Raw genomic sequence first — 19,619 nt, 5'->3', positions numbered from 1 at the left:
GTGCTACGAGGCGGCAGGTGCGACGAGGGGGTGCGACGAGGCGGGTACGACGAGGCGGGTGCGAAGAGGCGGCTGCGACGAGGTGGGCGCGATGAGGCGGCTGCGACGAGGTGGGCGCGATGAGGCGGCTGCGACGAGGTGGGCGCGATGAGGCCGTCCGCCCTCAGGCAGGCTTGCGCGCCATATAGATGAAGTGCGAGCGCAAGGGCGGCGCGAACGTCGCGAGCAGCTCGGTCACGATCCTCGGCAGGCCGGCCAGACGGCGCGCGATCGGCGGCGCCAGCAACAGCGTACGATAGTGACGCTCCGAGGCCGGCCACATCCGGCGCAGCTCGGCCTTTGTCACACGCCGCACGTTCGGATTACGCGGGTTGTTATAGCGAAAATCGAACAGCATGCACCAGCCGCCCGACGCCACGCTGCGCCACATGGCGCGCGCCAGCGCTGCCCGCGCCTCCACCGCCAGGATCGATGAGAACACCGTATTGGCCACCACCAGGTCGATACTGCCCGGTTCGGCAAAATCGAGGTCGCCCAGATGCCATCGGATCCCCGGCGCACTGCGCATGCGTGCCAGCACCAGCCGTTCTTCCTGGTATTCGGTGCCGGCCAGGCGGCAAGGATCGGCGCCCCAGTCGACCAGCTGGCGCAGGAATCCCCCGCTGCCGCAGCCGACATCGATCACGCGCAGCTTGCCCAGGTCCGGCCCGAGCGTGCGCGCCAGCAAGGCGCCGGCGACCCGGCGCCGCGCCGCATCCTGCTCCATGACCTCGGGCCGGTGCCAGGCATAGGCGGCAATGCGCTCCTCCGCCTGCCATGCGCGGTAGACGGCATTGATACGGTCCTGCTCGCTTAAATGATCGTCTGGAGGGCTCATACAAACAGCTTAACAAGCACGGCGGGCGCGCGGTTGACGTGGGCCTGGCAAAAGCGCGCTGCCTCAACGCTCCAGCTGCGGCACCTGGGTGTATTTGAACTGATACGCGTAGCTGCCCACGCGCAATGCCATGTCATTGAACAGCACGCCCTGCGGCGCGATGCCGGCGTGATTCAGGCGCTTGATCGATTCGGTGATCTCGACCGCGGTGGTCACCCCGGCCCGCGCCAGGATGAACACCGCCCCCGCATGGGCTCCGATCATCAGCGCGTCCGACACCGCCAGGATCGGCGGCGGATCGATCAGCACGATATCGTAGCGGCTGCCCACCACCGCGAGCAGGCTGGAGAAATCCGGGTGCTGCAAGAACTCCGAGCGGTTCGGCGGCAGTGCGCCGGTCGGAATGAAGTCCAGATGCTCCAGCACGCCGCGATGAATCACCTCGTCGAGCGTGTGCGCGCCGCCAATCGCCTGGGTCAGTCCCTGCTCGCGGCCGATCCCGAAATAGCGGTGCAAATGACCATTGCGCAAATCGGCATCGATCAGCAACACGCGCTTGCCGCTGGCCGCCAGGACGGCGGCAAAATTAACCGACAAAAACGACTTGCCCAGCGCCCTGCCGGGCCCCGCCAGCATCACGATGTTATTCCTGAGCGAAGGCATGGTGTACATCAATGCCGCGCGAAAACTTCGCAGGCTTTCGATGGCGATGTCTTCCGGCGCCACCTGCGCCAGGATCGGCAACACGCCGCCTCCGCGCGCCTTGCGTTCCAGCCGTTCCTGATGCGTGCTGTGAGGAATGCTGGCGTACACGATGCGCGCCCCGAGGATGGTTTCGATGCGCTGCGGATTGTCGATCCCGCCCACGAAGGCCTTGCGCGCAAACGCCAGCAGGATCCCCAGGAACAGGCCGGTCACCACCGCCAGCGCCACGATCAGCGGCCGGTTGGGTTTGAGCGCACGCTCCGGCGCCATCGGCGCGTCGATCAGGCGCACATTGCTGACCCGGCCCACGGAAATCAAACGCAGTTGCTGGGCGGTGTTCGACAGTGCCGTATACAGGTCGGTATTGACCTTGATTTCGCGCAGCAGGCGCGATTCGTCCTGCTCCAGCACCGGCAAGGTGCGGATGCGCCGCGCGACCTCGGCGATTTCGGCCTCGACTTCGCGGCGCTGCTGGTTGATCCCCTGCACGATCGGATGGTTTTCGGTGAAGCGTTGCAGCAATTCGGTCTTGCGCTGCTCCAGTTCCAGGCGCCGGGTCTGCGCCGCGGCCGCCTGTTGCAGGCTGATGCGCGCTTCTTCGCGCATATCGATGCTGCCCTTGCTGTTGCGAAAACCATTGTACTTTTCCTCGGACTCTTCCAGCTGGCGCTTGAGCGTCGGCAACTGCAAATTCAGGAAGGCCAGCGATTTCTCGGCTTCCTCGGTCTTGCGCGCCAGGTTCTGGCGCATGTACTCGCGTCCGATTTCGCCCAGCAGGCTGTTGATGCGCTGCGCGTCCGGCCCCTGCAGGCGCACTTCGATGATGCCCGACTGCTTGCCCTGCTCGGTGATCACCAGCGCGGTCTGGATGCGCTCGATCGCGGCCAGGCGCGAACTGCGCGTCAGGCGGAACTGCGCATCGGGCTGCGCGCGCAGGCGGTCGACCCGCAACTCGAAGGCGGACCCCGCCACGTTGGCGCGCAAGGTGGTGCCGACCACGCCTTCGTAGGCAGTCGGCAGGCCGCCGCCGGACAACAGGTAGCGCCCGTTGCCGCGCGCGGTCAGGGTGAAGGCGCGGTTGTACCAGGCTTCCGGCACCTCGAACACCGACACGTCCGCCTTTTCGGGTCCCCACACATAGCCGCCCCGCCCGAAGATGCCGGGCTCGCTCAACTCGTTCGACTTGCGGTTGGCAAACCAGAATCCCACCACGGGAAAATACTTGGGCCGCACATCGATGAACAGTTGCAGATTGTCGACCGCGTGCGAGATGACCATGCGCGAGCGCAGCAGTTCCATCTCGGCAATGGCCGCCTTCTTGGTTTCGAACAGGGACGACACTTCGCTCAGGATATTTTTCGACGCGTTCGGGCTTTCTTCCTCGACGTGGATCATCAGGTTCGCCTCGTACACCGGGCTGGCCACCAGCGCGTAGACGATCGCCAGCATGGTCACCACGGCGCTGACCATGCCGATCAGCCAGCGGCTGTCGTACAGGATATTCACGTAGCCCTGCAGGTCGATCTCGTGCGCGTCTGCCTCGCGGCCGGGCGGCGGCGCGGGCGGCGGCAGGATGGGCACCGGCTGGGAGGAAGGCATGGGACGCAGGTCGTCGGCATGGTTCATGGGAATGTCCTATCTGCAAATTCAGGGGCGGCTGCTGGTCACGACCTGCGTCAGCGCGCCGGGGAACAGCATGCTCACGCTGCGGTACCAGTTGGCCAGCGGCGAGGCCGCCACGTAGATCAGGTCGCGCGGTTCGAGTTCGAACGCTTCGGCCATCGCCAGCGCGCCGGCGCGGCGCGCGTCGAGCTGGTACACCCGGGTCCCCTCGGGCGCCCTGCGCACCACGTACACCTGGCGCGCGTCGCCGGAGAGCGGACTGATGCCGCCCGACTCGCCCAGCGCTTCGTTCAGGGTCAGGCGACCGTCATGCATGGTCAGCGCCTTGGGCGTGACCACTTCGCCCGACACGAACACCTTGCTCTCGTCGCGCGAATGGACCCGCACCACGTCGCCCGGCGCCAGCAGGATGCTGCCCGGATTGATGCCGCGCTTGACCAGCCCGCGCAGGCCGACCTGGTAGCGCGCGTCGCCCCGCTCCAGCACGATGCGGCTCTGGTCGGCGCTGGGCAGCATGCCGCCGGCGCGGTTGAGCGCTTCGACCAGGGTCATGGGAATGTCGTTAATCGCCTGCAATCCCGGCAGGCGCACTTCGCCATCGATATACACCCGCTTGCTGCGGTAAGCCTGCACGCGCAAGGTGACCAGCGGCTTGGCGATGTAGTGCGCCAGCCGTTTGGTGAGCAGCGCGCGCGCCTGTTCCTCGGTCAGGCCGGCCAGGGTCAGCGCCCCGGCGAACGGAAACTGCACCCGGCCCTCGTGGTCGACCACGAAACCGGCCGGCGGCGCACCGGGGCCCGGCACCTCCGCCGCCGTGGCCGAGGCCGCAACGCCCTGCCCCGCCAGCTCCGGATGGTCCCACACCACGATCGAGAGAATGTCGCCGTTGCCGATCGTATACGGCGGCGGCTTGCGCACCACCAGGTGCGCCAGGCTCTGGCTGCCGCGCTGGGCGCGCAAGGCTTTTTCGGCGTTGATCAATTGCTCGGTGATTAACTCGGTCGGCGGCACCGGTCCGCCGGCCACGCCGGACAGCGGACCGGCGCCGATGCGGTAGCCGGAGCAGCCGGCCATGCTGGCAAGCAAGGCCAGCAGCGGCAGGTATCTGGAGAGGAAGGTCAGGGTTTTCATCGGGCTTGTCAAAAGAAACATTGTCCAGTTCAGAGTAAGTGAGCCCAACCGGCCCGGCCTTGCTCCACATCAAACCCCGTCTGCACGCGTTTTTTTACAGCAGTGGCGACAGGAAAAACCCTTTTCTGGCAAGCTCGTGGTTAAATGCGAGCGACCGAATTTCCAGAAGAAAAAGACCGATGCCCCACACCTTTCCGCCGATTCCTGCGAGCACAACCGACACCACCGACCTGGCGGCGATCCGCCACGCGGCCGAGGAGCTGCGCGCCAGCGAAGCGCGCTACCGCTCGCTGGTGCAAGCGAGCTGCGCCATCCTGTGGGTAGCGTCGGCCGCCGGCCGCCTGGAAGGGGAACAGGTAAGCTGGACTGTCTTTACAGGGCAGCCGGCGGCGCAGTTCACGGGCTGGGGCTGGCTCGACGCCATCCATCCCGACGACCGCGACTGCACCGCCGCCGCCTGGCGCGGCGCCCTGGCCGGCAGCAGCATGTACCAGATCGAACACCGCCTGCGCCGCGCCGACGGCCAGTACCGCTATATGAATGCGCGCGCGGTACCGATTTTCGACGCCGCCGGCGTGGTGACGGAATGGGTCGGCATCCATATCGACATCGACGAACGCAAGCGCGTCGAAGAGCGCCTGCGCCTGCTCGACGCCATGAGCCAGGCCACGCGCAACGCGGACGACCCGAAGACCATCATGGAGGTGACCACGCGCATGCTCGGGCAGCACCTGGGCGTCACGCGCTGCCCGTACGCCGACGTCGAAAGCGACAACGACCGCTTCACCATCCGCCACGACTGGACCGCGCCGGGCGCCATCAGCACCGTCGGCGCCTACTCGCTCGACCTGTTCGGCGCGCGCGCCGCCAGCGACATGCGCGAAGGCCGCACCCTGCGCATCTGCGACGTCGACACCGAACTGGCGGAAGGCGACGGCGCCGCCATGTTCAACGCCATCGCTTGCCGTGCCATCATCTGCTGCCCGCTGGTCAAGGACGGCAAGCTGGTGGCCATGATGGCGGTGCACCAGGACCGCCCGCGCCAGTGGACCGGGGCCGAAGTGGCACTGGTCGAACAGGCCGTCGAGCGCTCCTGGGCCCACATCGAACGGGTGCGCGCCACCGAAGCGCTGCGCGAAGCCGACCGCCGCAAGACCGAATTCCTGGCCATTCTCGCGCACGAACTGCGCAATCCGCTGGCGCCGATCCGCAACGGCCTGCAGGTGATGCGCATGGCCGAACACGACCAGGCCACGGTGGCGCGCGTGCGCGACATGATGGAGCGCCAGGTGACGCAGATGGTCACGCTGGTCAACGACCTGCTCGACATCGCCCGCATCACGCGCGGCAACCTGGAACTCAAGCCGGTGCGGGTCGAACTGCGCGAACTGGTCGCCAGCGCGGTCGAAACCAGCATGCCGCTGATCGACGCCAACCGCCATACGCTCTCGCTCGACGTCGCGTCCGAGTCGCTCCTGCTCGACGCCGACCCGACCCGCATCGCCCAGGTGATCGGCAATGTGCTCAATAACGCCGCCAAGTACACGCCGGCGGGCGGGCGCATCACCGTACTGGCCTGGCGCGACGGCGCGCAGGCGGTGCTCTCGATCCGCGACACCGGGATCGGTATTCCGCCCGAATCGGCGCTGACCGTGTTCGAAATGTTTTCGCAGGTCGGGGCCTCGCTCGACCGCGCCCAGGGCGGCCTTGGCATCGGCCTGTCGCTGGCGCGCCGGCTGGTCGAACTTCACCACGGCACGATCGACCTGATACGCGACGACACGGTCGAAGGCAGCCGCTTCGACATCCGCCTGCCGCTCGCACCCGAGGTGGCGGCGCAAGCGCCGGCCGACGACCCTCGGGTATCGAGCGCAGGCAGCGGCCTGCGCGTGCTGGTGGTGGACGACAATGCGGATGCCGCCGACATGCTGTCGGAACTGATGGACATCATCGGCCACACCAGCCGCGTCGCCAACGACGGCCCGCGCGCGCTGGCGCTGGCCGAACAGTTCAAACCCGATGTGGCATTCCTCGATATCGGCATGCCCGGCATGAATGGCTATGAAGTGGCGCGTGCGCTGCGCGGCATGCCGCAGCTGGAGCCGCTGGTACTGGTAGCGCTGACCGGCTGGGGCGACGACAACGACCGCGCGCGCAGCAAGGAGGCCGGGTTCGACCATCACCTCATCAAACCGGCCAACCTGGAAGCGGTCGAGCGGCTGCTGACCGACCTGGTCGAACAACGCAAAGGCTAAGAACCCACACGGATTTTCGGCCAAGTACTTAGCGCACTTCTTCCATCAGCTTGAGGTTGTCGCCGAACTGCCACACGCGGCGGATGTCGATTACGTCGTAGCGCGAGGCGATATTCGGCGGGAATGGCGAGTAGCGTGCGTTGACGCGCACGATGCGCAGCACTGCGTCATCCATGTCGGCGCGGCCGCTCGAACGCAGGATCGTCACGTCCTGCACGGTGCCGTCGCTGCGCACCGCCACGTTGACCAGCGCGTGGGTGTGTTCGACATCGGCCCAGCCGCGCGGATAATTGGCGCCGCCATTGCGCTCGATCTTCTGGCGCCAGCTTTCCACGTACATGCGCAAAGGCAGATCGCGTTCGGCCGCGCCCACGGCCACGCGGCGCTCGTCGCGCATTGGCGGCGGCGGCGTACCGGAGAGGATATCGAGGCCCTTGACCATCTCGCGCGCGCGGTTCGACAGCTCGCTGCCCAGCAGGTTCTTGGGGATGACTGCCTTGCCACCGGCGCCGCTGCCAGCGCCGGCGGCGGTGCCCCCTGCGGGCGTGTTGGCGGCCTGGGAGCCGCTGCCGTCGGGTCCGCGTTGCAGCGCGGCCGGACGGGCGGCCTCGGCGTCTTGCGCGGCCTGGTCGGCCTTTTTGCGGGCGGCTTGCTGCTCGGCCAGCTTTTGGGCTGCCTGCTGCTCGGCCGCCTTCTGCGCGGCTTGTTGCTCGGCCAGTTTCTGCGCGGCTTGTTGCTCGGCCAGTTTTTGGGCGGCTTGTTGCTCTGCCAGTTTTTGGGCGGCCTGTTGCTGGGCTGCGAGCTGTTCGGCCCGTTGACGCTCGGCCTTCAACTGCTCCGCACGCAATTGATCGGCCTTCTGCTGATCGGCTTTCAGTTGCTCGGCGCGCAGTTGCTCGGCTCGCATTTGCTCGGCTATTTGCCGCTCCGCCTTCTGTTGTTCGGCTCTCTGCTGCTCGGCGCGCAACTGATCCGCTTTCCGCTGCTCTGCCGTCTCCTGCTCGATCTTCTGCTCGACCTTCTGCTGCGCTGCCAACTGCTCCGCTTTCTGCTGTTCGGCCCTGAGCACGCTGGCCCGCTCGCGTGCGGCATCGGCCTCCACCTGGGCCTTCTGCGCCACGCGTGCCTGCTGTTCCTGTTCCTGTGCGGCGGCGGCCTGCTCCTGCTGCTGGCGCGCCTGCGACGCGGCCAGCTTGCGCGCCTCCTCGTCCTCCTCCCGCTTGCGCTGCGCCGCCAGCCGCTCGGCCTCTTCCTCCTGGCGGCGGGTCTCGGCCAGTTGGGCCGCGCGCGCCGCCTCCGCCACCTCGGCGGCGCTGCTCGCTTCAGTGCCATCGTCGGTGCCGTGCTGGGCTTCCTTGAGATCGATCGTTTTCTGTTCGGCCTCTTCCGGGCGCGGCATCGGCACCGCGAAATCGTTCACCACCGCATCCTGGACGATGACGCGCGTATCCATTGCCAGCGCATCGGTGGCCGGCAGTGGCGGGCTGATGCGCTTAGCCTTGCGCGGCTTGTCTTTCTTGACCGCCAGGCGCGGCGTAACGGGAGTGGGAACGGGCGCCGGCGCCGGCACCGGATCGATCAGGCGCATGCCGCCGGATGGCGCCGCGGGCGTAACTGGTGCGGCGAGCGGCGCCGGCGGAACTGGCAAGGCCGCGTCGGGAGATGGGGCTGGAGCTGGCGTCGGCGTCGGCGTCGGCGTCGGCGCCGGATCGACGGCGGCATCGGCCAGGCGCACCTCGATCGGCGTGGCCGAGCCGGGCAAACCGAGGGCGGGAATGCCGAACTGAAGCGACAAAATCACCCCATGCACCAGCAGCGACACGAGCACCGCGCCGATGAGGCGGCGATTGCCCCGGTCCTGTGGCGAGCGGCGCTGTGCTACCGCGCCAGGACGCATATGACCAAATCGTGACAACCACCTGCTGACGCCATACCTGCCCCTGCCCGAAATTCGTTAATAGCCCCCGAATTCTAAGCGAAAAGCCCCTGCCGCTGAGGAATAAACTTGCGTCCCGTGCACACCCCACCGCCACCGTCCCGCCCGTGTCCACCCCGGTGCCAGGTCTGACAATCGGACACGGCCCCAACCGTCTCGTCGATGAAAATTGTCCACCCCGGTGCCAGGTCTGACAATCGGACACGGCCCCGACCGTCTCGTCGATGAAAATTGTCCACTCCGGTGCCAGGTCTGACAATCGGACACGGCCCCAACCGTCTCGGCGATAGAAATCATGGCTCCCGTCCCAGAACTCTGGACGAGCTCGTGTCCGATTGTCAGACCTGGCACCGGAGTGGACAAGACCTGGCACCGGAGTGGACACGGTCCCGACCGTCCGGCCGACAAAAGGTTGTTGAGCTCGTGTCCGATTGTCAGACCTGGCACCGGAGTGGACACGGTCCCGGCGGTCCGGCCGGTAAAAGATTGTTGAGTCCGTGTCCGATTGTCAGACCTGGCACCGGGGTGGACATCGGGGCGGTTCAGGCGGCCAGGGCGGTGTCGGGGGCGAGCGATGCCTGCGGCTGGTCGAGGAAGAAGCCTTGCGCATACAGCGGCAGGTCGGCGATGACCTCCGGCGAGGCAATCGCCGGCGCCGTCTCGACCCGCTTGAAGATCAGCCGCACCCCTGCCGCCCGGGCCGCGTCGAGCAGCGGTTCGAGCGAGACGCCCCCCGACAGATAGCGCGCGTCGAGCTTGATCGCATGCGGCCTCTGCTCCGCCACCATCGCCTGCGCCTGCGCTACCGAGGCCGCATTCAGGGCCAGCCGGAAGCCGTTGCGCCGGTAGTTGTCGGCCACGTAGTTCAGCAGCCACCCCTGCTGCGGCGTCGTGGCCGGCAGTTGCAGCACGATGCGCCCCAGCGGCAGGTCGAGCGCGTCGAGAATGCGCTTGAAGGCATGCCCGTGATTGCTGCTGACCGCACTGAGCAGACGGTCGTGCACGTTCAGGTACAAGTCGCTCTGCCCCGCCGCATCCTGGCGAAAGAAATTGATCGCGTGCAGCATGCGGCATAGCCGGTCGAGCTCGATCGATTCGTCGTCGCTGGCGGCGTGGTCGAGCAGTTTCCACAGCGAGAGCCCGGCGTCCCCGGCCGAGGCGCTGCGCGCCAGCCCTTCGTAGGCGACGATGCGGCTGCTGCCGAGCGCGCGGATGGGCTGGAAGGCGCTCGTGATGGTGCAGTTGAAATACTTGCCCTGGGCCCGGCCCGCCGCGTCCAGCCACACGCTGCTGGCCGGACGGTCCGGGTCGGACAGGTGGGCCAGGTAGGTGTTCAAGGTAGGGAAAGGCATCGCATCTCTCGCTGTAGGTAAAGCGGAAAGTCTAGCCCCGCCGGTATCGGCAACGAAGGAATCGTTTCGCCCATCGATATGCGGCAAGTGCATATCGAGCCGGCACGCTTATGCGCAAAATGCGTCTATCGAAACGCGAAAACATTCGTTTGCGGATGCGCCCGCCGCGACTACGCTGGGGTCAACAGATGCAAACAGGAATGACGCCCATGTGTGAATTACTCGGAATGAACAGCAGCAAGCCGGCAGCGCTGAATTTCAGCTTCGCCGGCTTCAGCGAGCGCGGCGGGCGGACCGGGGTGCATCGCGACGGCTGGGGCATCGCCTTTCACGAGCCGTCCGGCTGCCGCCTCATCATCGACGACCGCCCATCCATCGATTCGCCGCTGGCCGATGCGCTCAAGCACAATCCGGTCAAGGCACGGAACGTGGTGGCGCATATCCGCAAGGCCACCCAAGGCGGGGTGGCGCCGCAGAACAGCCATCCCTTCACCCGGGTGCTGTGGGGCACGACCTGGTCGTTTGCGCACAACGGCGACCTGAGCACGTTCCGGCCGGCGCCCGATCCGCATTTCGCCCCGGCCGGCGAAACCGACAGCGAACGCGCGTTCTGCTATCTTCTGGCCGGACTGCGGCGCCGCTTTCCGGTCCAGCCGCCCTCGCGCGCGGCCCTGTTCACGGCGGTCCAGACCATGGCCGCAGTGATCGCGCGCCACGGCAGCTTCAATTTCATCTTGTCGAATGGCGAGTTCTTACTGGCGCATTGCTCGACCCAGCTGTATTACGTGGTGCGCGCCTACCCCTTCGCCAGCGCCAGCCTGGTCGATTGCGACCTGCAGATCGATTTTCGCCAGCATAACCACCTGGACGACCAGATCGTCGTGATCGCCACCCTGCCCCTGACCACCGGGGAGCAATGGCAGCGCTTCGAGCCGGGCGAACTGAAACTGTTCGCCGGCGGCGCGCCGCAGGCGATCCACCCCGGTCCCGGCAGCGACAGCGGCAGTAAACCGCTGCGCCTGCTCATGAGTTACTGAAACACCCCTCCCCCACCAAGCGAAAGGAACACCATGGCTATCTCGGAAATCAATGTACGCAACCAGTTCAGGGGCAAGATCAAGGAAATCATCGCCGGTCCGGTGGTCTCCGAGGTCGATGTCGAAACCGCGCACGGCATCGTCACCTCGGTCATTACCAGCCGCTCGATCCAGGATCTGGACCTGAAGGTCGGCAGCGACGTCATCGCCCTGGTCAAGTCGACGGAGGTGTCCATCGCCAAGATCCAGTAAGCCGGTGTGCCCTTGCCGGCGACGGCAAGGTATGATGGCGGCATGAAGATTGGCTTCCTGCTGCTGTCCTCCCTCTGTTCCCTTGCACTGGCGCTGCCCGCGGGCGGCGCCGAACTGGTCTTCGGCGTGTCCACCGGCAGCGCCATGCCGATGACCCGCTTCCACGGCGAAGAACTCAGCGGCGGCCTGCTCAAGGACGTGGGCGACGCCCTCGCGCACGAACTGAAGCTGCGGCCGCGCTACCTGACCTTGCCGCGCAAGCGGGTCGAGGCCGCGCTGGCGCACGGCACGGTCGACCTGTTGTGCGACCTGCGGCCGGAATGGCTCGACAGCCCACGCTGGCAATGGTCGGAGACCGTGTTTTCGAACCGGATGATCATCGTCGGCCGCACCGACACGGCGCCGCTGGGCAGCCTGCGCGAGCTGGCCGGGGCCCGCACCGGCACCATCACCGGTTACCGCTATCCCTTGCTGGACCACGAACTGGGCCCGCAATTCGTGCGCGACGACACCGCCAGCGACGACCTGAACCTGCGCAAGCTGCTGCGCCGCCGCTTCAATTACATGGTCACCAATTCGCTGTATTACGACTACCAGCGGCGCGCCCACGCCGAACGCGCGCGTTTGAGCCGCGCGGTGCTGGCCGTCGAACCGTTCGACACGTATTGCGCGCTGCCGCCGGGCGGCAAGCTGACCCTGGCGCAGGTGAACCGCGCCCTGCTGGCGCTGCGCAAAAATGGCAGGATGCAAGCCATCCTGGCGACCTACCAGCCCGCCAACTGAGCCGTTCAGGCCGCTTGTGCGGGATCAAAACCGCGCACCCGACCGCCGTTAGGATGGGTAAACCTCCACCACGCGCAGGCCAGCCATGCAAGCCCCTCCTCCGTGCGCCCCGACCGCCGAATTCGATCGCCAGTATTTCCGGCAAGCCCTGTCGCAGTTCGCCACCGGGGTGACCATCGTGACCGCCGCCCTGCCCGGCGGCCGCCTGGCCGGCGTGACCATCAATTCCTTCAACGCGGTCTCGCTCGATCCGCCTCTGGTGCTGTGGAGCCTGGCGCACGCGGCCAGCTGCATGGCCGACTTCGAGCTCGCCGACGCCTACGTCGTCAACGTGCTGGCCGAGGGCCAGGCGGCGCTGGCGCAGCGCTTCGCGCGCCCGGGCGAGGACCGCTTCGCGCAGGTCGGCTTCACGCGCTCGGCCTCCGGCCAGCCGCTGCTGGACGGCACGGTGGCCTGCTTCGAATGCCGTGCGCGCAGCCGTTACCCGGAAGGCGACCATGCGATTTTCGTCGGCATGGTCGAGCGCTGCCAGTTCCATCCGCACCGGTCGCTCGGCTTTCACCGCGGCCGGTTTATCGCCCTCAGCTGAACCGGTGCCGCCATGAATCCCATGTCCCCCAACTTGCTCACCTTCGTCAACCACGCCTGCTTCCACATCGCCAACGAGCACACCGTGCTGCTGGCCGATCCCTGGGTCGAAGGCCCGGTCTTCAACAACGGCTGGAGCCTGCTCGACCCGGGCACCTCGAACGCGGCCCTGATCGCCGACCTGGCCGCGCTCAAGCGCAACACCTTCATCTGGTTTTCGCACGAGCATCCCGATCACTTTTCGGTGCCCTTCGTCAAGCGCCTGAAACGCGACTTCGCCGGCAAGGTCACCATGCTGTTCCAGCAAACCAAGGACAAGCGCGTGGTCAACTTTTTGCGCGGGAATGGCTTCGATGTCATCGAATGCGCGCCCGGCATCCCGGTCGCGCTCGACGACGAGATGCGCATCACGGTCTTCCCGCATGCCGACGGCGATGCCTACTGCCTGATCAGCGCGGGCGGGCGCCACGTTCTCGACATCAACGATTGCGCCTTGAGCACCGCCGCCCAGTGCGCCGTGGTCAAGGCCAGCATCGCCCTGCTGTGCGAGCGGGTCGATGTGTTGATGACCCAGTTCGGCTACGCCAACTGGGTCGGCAACCCCTTCCAGGCCGAGCTGCGCTGCGCCGCGGCCGCCGAAAAACTGCACCGCATCAAGTTGCAGATCGAGGCCTTCGGACCCAGGATCACGGTGCCCTTCGCCTCCTTCGTGTCGTTTGCCCACATCGACAACTGCTATATGAACGACCACCAGAACACGCCGCGCCGCCTGGCGCAGTGGGCGCGCCTGTCGCGCGCCACCGGCTCGGTGCGCTTCCTGCGGCCGGGCGACACCATCGCCCTGGGCGTGGACACCGCCGAAAGCCTGGCCTGGGCCAGCGATGCCGCCGTCGAGCACTGGGAGCGCCTGCTTGGCGCGCCCTGCGAGCTGTTGCCGTCCGAGCCGCCGGCCACGCCGGCCCAGGTGCGCGCCGCCGCCGACAGCTACCGCAAGGGCGCCAATGCCAACCTGCTGGGCCTGCCCTGCCTGCTGGAGCTGGTCGGCCTGATCCAGCCGCTGACGATCCGCATTCCCGACATCGCCCTCACCATCCGCGTCTCCTACCTGCGCGGCTGCACCCAGCTGCACGACGACGAACTGGCGGATATCTCGATGACGTCGCCCAGCGCGGTCTTCCTGTTCGCCAATGAATACGGCTTCAGCACCACCCACGTCAACGCCCGCTTCCGGGTCGGCGACAGCGGCGCGCTGCAGCGTTTCAGCCGCTTTTTCATGCCGCAGAACCTGGGGCGCCAGGGTTACGGCGTGCAGCATCCGCTGGCCACCTTGCGCTATCTGTTTGCCAGCCTGATGTCGCGCCTGGGACGGCGCCTGGCCGCCATGCAGCGCCGCCTGGCCAAGTAAGCACCAAAACAGGTACACCCCGCACTATTTTGGCCCGAGCACCTTGCGCGATTGGTCAGACCACTTTAGAATGGCCTGACCAAAAGATGTGCAGGCCTCCATGCTCAAGAAAGTCACACTCGCTCCCGACAGTTCCCTCGCGCACGAACCGCGGCTGTACCGCATCGTCGCCGGGCGCATCGAGGAACTGATCCGCGACGAAGGAATCGGCGCCGGCGAGCGCTTGCCGCCCGAACGCGAGATGGCAAGCCGCCTGGCCGTCAGCCGCGCATCCCTGCGCGAAGCCCTGATCGCCCTGGAGCTGCGCGGCGTGGTCGACGTGCGCGGCGGCTCCGGCGTCTACGTGACCCGCGTCCAGCCGCCCCGCTCCGAACCCGAGGAAGCCGGGCCCGGCCCGTTCGAGGTGCTGGCCGCGCGCCGCCTGGTCGAAGCCGAGGTGTGCGCCAGCGCCGCCCGCATGGCCAGCGACGGCGCCATCGAGGCGATCCGCGCCGCCGTCCTCGAAATGGAACGCCAGCACGACAATTACAGCAGCAACGAACAGCTCGACCGCGACTTCCACCTGTCGATCGCGCGCGCCACCGGCAACAGCGCCATGGTCGGCGCGGTCGACCACCTGTGGAAACAGCGCGGCCGCCTCTGGCACAAGCTCAAGGAACATTTCCAGACCGAAGAATTGCGCCAGGCCACCCTGCTCGACCACCGCCGCATCCTGGAAGCCATCGTGGCGCGCGATCCGGCCGCCGCCCACGCCGCCATGCGCTCCCACCTGGAACGCGTCACACGGACATTTTCGCGAGGATAAGCACCGGCCTGTCTCTATCTCTATCTATCAGTGGGCAGCAGGCGCACAGAACGCCGCACCACGCGAGCACCCCATTATTGACCACGTCGACCCCGGCTCACGCCTTCGTCGCCGTGGCACAGGATACGCGAGGTGTCCTGACCAGCTTCCGCGCCACGGCCGGGGGCTTCTAATGTCAAACAATAATCCGCAGGAGACCGTCTCACATGAATAAGCACACCAGCTCGATCCAATCGAAACTCGTATTGTCGTCCATCACCCTTGCGGTGCTGACGGTGATGAACCAGGCCGCGGCCCAACAGGCGGACGCCGGCATGCAGCGCGTCGAAGTGACGGGGTCGAGCATCAAGCGCCTGGCGACCGAGATGGCCCTGCCGGTCTCGACGATCAAGGCCGAGGAATTCACCCAGCGCGGCATGACCAGCCTGGCCGATGTGATGATGGCGCTGCCGCAATCGAACTCGCTGGCCCCGTCCAACGCCGGTTCCGGCACCAACATCAACCTGCGCGGCCTGGGCGTGAACCGCACCCTGGTGCTGCTCAACGGCCGCCGCTTGGCCAACGAGGCGATCGCCGACGGCTACGCCAACCTCGACGTCATCCCGATGAGCTCCCTGCTGCGCGTGGAAATCCTGCGCGACGGCGCCTCCTCGATCTACGGCTCGGACGCCATCGGCGGCGTGGTCAACTTCATCACCAAGAACAGCGTCGAAGGCGGCAATGTGACCGCCCAGTACGTGCAGCCCGAAAAATCGGGCGGCGGCGACGAGCAGCGCCTGTCGGCCACCTTCGGCCACGGCAACCTGGCCACCGACGGCTGGAACGTCTACGGCACCATCGACGGCCGCCAGCGCAGCCGCCTGGCCGCGCGCGACCGCCTCGAACTGAGTTCGCCCGAACTGCTGGCCAGCATCGGCCGCGCCCCGACCCTGGGCAGCGGCGGCTATGCCAGCCCGGCCAACTTCACCACCGCCACCAACAAGACCGCCGCCAATCCCTACTACAAGTCCGGCTGCCTGGCGCCCTACTCGATCCAGGGCGCCAAGAACACCTGCATCATCGATAACAACGAGTACGGCACCGCCCTGCACGAGACCAGGCAGCTGACCTTCTATGCGCGCGGCACCAGGCAGGTGTCGGACGAGCACAGCATCAGCCTGGACTACATGCGCGGCGAGTCGACCATCATCGCGGCCCGCAATCCGACCCAGAGCGTGACCGCCAAGGGCGTGAGCGCGCGCGTGCCGTCCACCAGCAAATGGTATCCGGGCGGCGCCGGCGGGGTGCCGGCCGTTGCCGGCCTGAAAGGCGAACCGCTGATCGTGACCTGGAGCGTGGCCGACCTGGGCCTGGCCAGCAACAAGGACGTCCAGCTGAACCAGCGCCTGGCGCTGGTCGACGAAGGCAGGATCGGCGAGTGGGACTACAAGGCCGGCCTGGTGTACGGTCACAGCAACCGCAAGAACTATTACCACACCGGCTACGTCAGCGGCCCCGGCCTGAACTCGGGCCTGGCGAGCGGCGCGCTCAATCCCTTCGGCCTGCAGGACGAGGCCGGCAAGAACTATCTGCGCGACATCTCGGTCGACGGCCAGATGAACCGCAATTCGACCAGCACCTTCGCCGGCATCGACGCCACCGCCAGCCGCTCGCTGATGCAGCTGCCGGGCGGCGCGCTGGCGATGGCGGTCGGCATCGACATCCACCGCGACACCACCAGGGACGAACGCCTGGCCATCACCAATGAAGTGAGCTACGCCAACGCCTCCTCCTCGCGCGGCGAAGGCGCGCGCAATGTGTCGGCGCTGTACGCCGAGCTCGATATTCCGATCAGTAAGCAACTGACGGTCAACGTGGCCGCGCGCGACGATTATTTCAGCGACTTCGGCAACACCTTCAATCCGAAGGCGAGCTTTCGCTACGAGCCCTCGAAAACGCTGATGTTGCGCGGTTCCGCCAACACCGGCTTCCGCGCCCCGACCCTGTTCGACCGCTACGGCTACCGCCTGCCCGGCGCCAATGGCAACACCTCGGGCAAATGGGACGACCCGACCCTGTGCCCTGGCGGCAAACCCGGCGTGGCCGGCAGCGGCACCGCCGTGCCGGGCGCGGTGGCCTCCGAAGTGTGCAACGTGGCCCTGCCCAAGCAGACCGGCAGCAACGACCAGCTGACCCCGGAGACCTCGCGCGGCTGGACCCTGGGCGTGGTGGTCGAGCCGGTCAAGAACTTCACCGTCTCGCTCGACTACTGGAACATCCGCATGAAGGACATGCTGGCCAACCTGCCGGAGCAGGTCTACTTCCAGGATCCGGTCAAATACAAGGACCTGTTCGTGCGCAATCCGGACGGCACCCTGGCCTACATCAAGAACGTGACCATGAACCTGGGCGGCCAGAAGACGTCCGGGATCGACGTCACGGCCAACTACGCGCTGCCGCGCATGGACATCGGCGAGTTCAAGTTCCAGCTCGACGGCACCTACCTGACCCAGTTCGACAACCAGCTGGAAAAAGACAGCGCTTTTGTGTCCAACGTCGGCCGCTTCGGCCTGGCCAGCAACGGCACCACCAGCAGCTTCCCGATCATCACCTATCGCTGGAAGCACACGCTGAAGATGAACTGGAAGCGCGGCGACTGGAGTTCCCAGCTCACGCAAAACTACAATTCGCAGTACGACGACCAGAACCTGGTGGCAGCCGAGTATCACCGCGAGATCAAGCCGTATTCGGTCTGGAACCTGACCGGCACCTACAGCGGCTTCAAGAACATCAGCATCGTGGCCGGCATTACCAATATGTTCGACGAAAATCCGCCGGTGACCAACCACAGCGGCTACACCTTCGGCTACCTGAGCAGCGCGGCCAGCCCGATCGGCCGCTCGTACAATCTGCGCATGACGTACAACTTCTGACGTACAACTTCTGACGCACCACTTCTGTCTCTGTGAGAATGACGATGAACAAGCAAGCAATCGATACCCGGCGCCGCGCCCTCCTGCGCGGCGCCGGGGCCGCCAGCCTGGCCCTGGGCGGGGGTGCCCTGTCCCTGCCGGCCGCAGCGGACGCCATGGCCCATGACAGGCCGTCCGACCCGTGGCGGCAGGCCGAGGCCATTGCCGGGCGTTTCAAGACGCCGCTGGTGTTTCGCAAGCAGGACTTTCCGATCACCGCGCACGGCGCCAAGCCGTGCAAGGTCATCACCGTGCAAGGTTTCGTCGGCCATCACGAGCCGGGCATGGTCAGCACGCCCGCCCCCGGCGCGCACGACTGCTATCCGGCGATTGCCGCCGCGATTGCCGCCTGCGCCAGGGCGGGCGGCGGGCGCGTGCTGATTCCGGCCGGCGCCTGGCTGTGCAAGGGCCCGATCGTGCTGCGGTCGAACGTGCATGTGCACCTCAAGTCCGGTGCCCATGTGTTCTTCAGCAACGATCCTGAGGATTTCGCCAGATACGGCGAGGTCGATTGCGGCCCCAACGGCAAGCTGACCCTGTCGCGCTGGCAGAGCAACGATTGCCTGAACTACTCGCCGCTGGTGTATGCGCACAAGCAGAACAATATCGCCCTGACCGGCGAGGACTGGACCAGCATCCTGGACGGCCAGGGCGGCGTGCCGCTGAACGGCGGCGACTGCTGGTGGGACTGGAAGAGCAAGCGCACGGGCGCCAGGGAACTGGTCTCGCAGGTGGCGGTCAATCCGGCCAATCCGCCCAGCATCCTGACGGTGGCGCCGAACCTGAGCCCAAGCCAGGTCAAGCTGATCGAAGGCGAGTCCAGCCGCTGGCGCAACGACGAATCCTACCTGCCCTCGCTGTCGGAAGCGGGCGTGCCGGTCGGCAAGCGCGTGTTCGGGCGCGGCCACTACCTGCGCCCCTGCATGGTGGAATTCATCGGTTGCGACAGGGTCCTGCTCAAGGGCTACCAGGTCAACCAGGCGCCGTTCTGGCTGCACCACCCGGTGGCTTGCCGCGACCTCGAGATGCGCCAGGTCCACATGGACAGCATGGGTCCGAACAGCGACGGTTTCGATCCGGAAGCGTGCGACTACGTGCTGGTCGAAGACTGCACCTTCAACACCGGCGACGATTGCATCGCGATCAAGGCCGGCAAGAACCTGGACACGCAGTTCGGCCCGACCCAGAACGTGCTGATCCAGAAATGCATCATGAACAGCGGCCACGGCGGCGTGACCCTGGGCAGCGAAATGTCGGGCGGCATCCAGCATGTGTACGCGCAGGACGTCGAATTCCGCAACGTGAACTGGGCCACCAGTCCGCTGAGCACGGCGATCCGCATGAAGACGAATATGAACCGGGGCGGCTTCCTCAAGCATTTCTACGTGCGCAATGTGACCATTCCGAACGGGGTGCAGACCACGCCGCACTTCTACACACCCTTGCCGGGCTCGCCGATCGCGCCGAAAAGCGTGTCGTCCTCGGCCGGCGCGGTGATCACCATCGATTGCGATTACGCACCGACCGCCGACAATGTGCGCACGCGCCCGCCGGTGGTGTCCAACGTGCATATTTCGAACGTCAAGGTCGGCAATGTGAAGACCAGGGCGGGCACCTTCTCGTGCTACCAGGCCATCATGCTGCTGGGACCTGTCGCTTTCGATTACAACGGCAGCGACCCGTCGACGATCGTGCCGATCACCGATATCACCATCAGCGACTGCGACTTCGGCATCCCGGCCAATGCCGAACACCCCTGGTACGCCTACAACGTGAAGTCGGCAAAACTGACAAACGTGACCATCGCCGGCAAGGTCTACAACACGACTTTGACCGCGTAAATCCATATGTTCTTGACGAGGTACTGACGATGTAGCTGCTGTCTTACTTAAGGGACGACAAAAAAGGGACGACAAAAA

14 protein-coding genes are annotated in these 19,619 nt (G+C 66.3%); 9 read left to right on the top strand and 5 right to left on the bottom strand.

Annotated features, from left to right (window positions below; translation table 11 throughout):
* Positions 1 to 163: 163 nt before the first annotated feature.
* The 3 genes from EJB06_RS06130 to EJB06_RS06120 form a co-directional block, all read right to left on the bottom strand.
* Entirely contained in the window at positions 164 to 877 is a 714-nt protein-coding gene (locus EJB06_RS06130) for a class I SAM-dependent methyltransferase (protein WP_126073137.1), read from the bottom strand.
* A gap of 63 nt (positions 878 to 940) precedes the next feature.
* Positions 941 to 3,208 (bottom strand): polysaccharide biosynthesis tyrosine autokinase, encoded by a 2,268-nt coding sequence (locus EJB06_RS06125; protein ID WP_126073136.1) that lies wholly within the window; start codon positions 3,206 to 3,208, stop codon positions 941 to 943.
* 21 nt (positions 3,209 to 3,229) lie between these two features.
* A complete protein-coding gene (locus EJB06_RS06120; RefSeq protein WP_126073135.1) occupies positions 3,230 to 4,336 on the bottom strand; it encodes a polysaccharide biosynthesis/export family protein in 1,107 nt (368 codons plus the stop codon).
* A gap of 179 nt (positions 4,337 to 4,515) precedes the next feature.
* Here EJB06_RS06120 and EJB06_RS06115 point away from each other — a divergent pair, with 179 nt between their 5' ends.
* Positions 4,516 to 6,591 (top strand): hybrid sensor histidine kinase/response regulator, encoded by a 2,076-nt coding sequence (locus EJB06_RS06115; protein WP_126073134.1) that lies wholly within the window; start codon positions 4,516 to 4,518, stop codon positions 6,589 to 6,591.
* Positions 6,592 to 6,619: 28 nt separating this feature from the next.
* Here the strand turns inward: EJB06_RS06115 and tolA are convergent, their stop codons facing one another.
* On the bottom strand, positions 6,620 to 8,488 hold the full coding sequence (gene tolA / locus EJB06_RS06110) for a cell envelope integrity protein TolA (RefSeq protein WP_126073133.1): 1,869 nt from the start codon (positions 8,486 to 8,488) through the stop codon (positions 6,620 to 6,622).
* A gap of 581 nt (positions 8,489 to 9,069) precedes the next feature.
* Positions 9,070 to 9,879, bottom strand: coding sequence for an EAL domain-containing protein (locus EJB06_RS06105; protein WP_126073132.1), 810 nt, complete (start codon positions 9,877 to 9,879; stop codon positions 9,070 to 9,072).
* A gap of 209 nt (positions 9,880 to 10,088) precedes the next feature.
* Here EJB06_RS06105 and EJB06_RS06100 point away from each other — a divergent pair, with 209 nt between their 5' ends.
* From EJB06_RS06100 to EJB06_RS06065, 8 genes are all read left to right on the top strand, one after another.
* A complete protein-coding gene (locus tag EJB06_RS06100; RefSeq protein WP_126073131.1) occupies positions 10,089 to 10,916 on the top strand; it encodes a class II glutamine amidotransferase in 828 nt (275 codons plus the stop codon).
* A 33-nt stretch (positions 10,917 to 10,949) separates the two neighbouring features.
* On the top strand, positions 10,950 to 11,168 hold the full coding sequence (locus EJB06_RS06095) for a TOBE domain-containing protein (protein ID WP_126073130.1): 219 nt from the start codon (positions 10,950 to 10,952) through the stop codon (positions 11,166 to 11,168).
* Positions 11,169 to 11,210: 42 nt separating this feature from the next.
* Positions 11,211 to 11,951: a substrate-binding periplasmic protein gene (locus tag EJB06_RS06090; protein ID WP_126073129.1), complete on the top strand. Its 741-nt coding sequence runs from the start codon at positions 11,211 to 11,213 to the stop codon at positions 11,949 to 11,951.
* A gap of 85 nt (positions 11,952 to 12,036) precedes the next feature.
* Positions 12,037 to 12,540: a flavin reductase family protein gene (locus tag EJB06_RS06085; protein ID WP_126073128.1), complete on the top strand. Its 504-nt coding sequence runs from the start codon at positions 12,037 to 12,039 to the stop codon at positions 12,538 to 12,540.
* A gap of 12 nt (positions 12,541 to 12,552) precedes the next feature.
* Complete coding sequence (locus EJB06_RS06080; RefSeq protein ID WP_126073127.1) at positions 12,553 to 13,944, top strand: MBL fold metallo-hydrolase; 1,392 nt, start codon at positions 12,553 to 12,555, stop codon at positions 13,942 to 13,944.
* Between the two features lie 100 nt (positions 13,945 to 14,044).
* Complete coding sequence (locus tag EJB06_RS06075) at positions 14,045 to 14,749, top strand: FadR/GntR family transcriptional regulator (protein ID WP_126073126.1); 705 nt, start codon at positions 14,045 to 14,047, stop codon at positions 14,747 to 14,749.
* 206 nt (positions 14,750 to 14,955) lie between these two features.
* The gene (locus EJB06_RS06070; RefSeq protein WP_126073125.1) at positions 14,956 to 17,661 is read left to right on the top strand and encodes a TonB-dependent receptor; all 2,706 of its coding nucleotides are present in this window, start codon (positions 14,956 to 14,958) and stop codon (positions 17,659 to 17,661) included.
* 44 nt (positions 17,662 to 17,705) lie between these two features.
* Positions 17,706 to 19,541 (top strand): glycoside hydrolase family 28 protein, encoded by a 1,836-nt coding sequence (locus tag EJB06_RS06065; RefSeq protein WP_229426950.1) that lies wholly within the window; start codon positions 17,706 to 17,708, stop codon positions 19,539 to 19,541.
* The last annotated feature ends 78 nt before the right edge of the window (positions 19,542 to 19,619 follow it).

This window comes from Massilia atriviolacea (assembly GCF_003953935.1).
GTDB lineage: Bacteria > Pseudomonadota > Gammaproteobacteria > Burkholderiales > Burkholderiaceae_D > Telluria_A > Telluria_A atriviolacea.
The sequence above is the reverse complement of the archived record's forward strand: the minus strand, read 5'-3'. Positions and strand labels throughout refer to the sequence as shown.